This window comes from Burkholderia sp. E168m23, from assembly GCF_016586125.1.
Lineage (GTDB): Bacteria > Pseudomonadota > Gammaproteobacteria > Burkholderiales > Burkholderiaceae > Burkholderia > Burkholderia orbicola.
Genome location: NZ_BCPP01001439.1, coordinates 1 through 1,157, shown reverse-complemented (window position 1 = coordinate 1,157; position 1,157 = coordinate 1). Strand labels below are relative to the sequence as shown.

Here is a 1,157-nt window from a genome sequence, read left to right as displayed (position 1 = left end):
TTCGAGCAGCATGCGCATTTGCAGCAGGTCGTCGAACTCGGGCACCGTCAGCCTGGGGACGATCGTTCCGGCGTTGGGCACGTTCACCAGCGCACCTTCGGCAGCCAGACGCTGCAGCGCGGCGCGCACCGGCATCTGCCCCACCCCCATCTCGGCTGCCACGTTGCGGATCTTCAAGCGCTCGCCGGGAAGGAAGCGGCCTACGGTGACCCATTGCCGCAACGTGGCGTAGATCGTGTCTTGCTGAGTGGTGGTGGGTTCGATGTCGTGACTCATGAATCGGCAGCGGCGGTGAGCGAAGCCAGCACGGTGTCGAATGCGGCGAGCAGGCGCTGCACGTGCATCCGGGTCGTGTCAGGGCAGACGAGCATCATATTGTGAAAAGGCGTGATGAGTACGCCGCGGTTCAGCAACGCCAGATGCAGCGCGTGCTCCAGCTCGGCATCCATCACCGCCTCGGCCTGGCTGCCGTTGCGCGGCGGCTGCGGGCAGAACTGGAACTCCACCCGGGCGCCCACCTGGGTGACGCACCAGGGCAGGCCGTGGCGGGCGATGATCGTGCGCAGCCCGGCGGCCAGTTGCTCGGCCAGCGCGTGCATCGGGGCGAAGACCTCGGGCGTCATCAGATGCGTGAGCGTGGCGCGCATCGCCGCCATGGCCAGCAGGTTGGCGGTCAGCGTGGTGCCGATGCCCGAGTGGCCCGGCGGTGCCGTGCGCTTGGCGGCCTCGGCGCGCTCGGCCAGTGCGGCGCTGAAACCATAGGCTGCGCACGGCATGCCGCCGCCCAGTGCCTTGCCCACCACCACGGCATCGGGCTGCAGGCCGTGAGCGCACGCATAGCCGCCGGGGCCGCTGCTGAGCGTGTGGGTCTCGTCCAGTACCAGCAGGCTGCCGTGGCGGCGGATGAGGTCTTGCGCCTGCGCCCAGTAGCCCGGTTCGGGCAGCACCATGCCGATGTTGGTCATCACTGGCTCGGCCAGGACGCAGGCCACGTCGCCCGGGGCCAACGCGGCTTCCAGCGCGGCCAGGTCGTTGAATTCCACCACGCGCGTGGTGATGGTGAGATCGTGCACCTGGCCCAGCAGGCTGGCGCGTTGCGTGGGTTGGCCGTCCACCAGGTCGACGAAGACGTCATCGACCGTGCCGTGGTAGCAGCC

General features: G+C 68.9%; 2 protein-coding genes. Both read right to left on the bottom strand.

Features of this window, described 5'->3' with window-relative positions; translation table 11 throughout:
- A partial coding sequence (locus JMF90_RS37985; RefSeq protein WP_201326435.1) for a GntR family transcriptional regulator occupies positions 1 to 276 on the bottom strand: 276 nt, incomplete at its 3' end.
- Positions 273 to 1,157 (bottom strand): transaminase (locus JMF90_RS37980; RefSeq protein ID WP_201326434.1); only part of this gene is annotated, 885 nt, incomplete at its 5' end. The genes JMF90_RS37985 and JMF90_RS37980, both read right to left, overlap by 4 nt.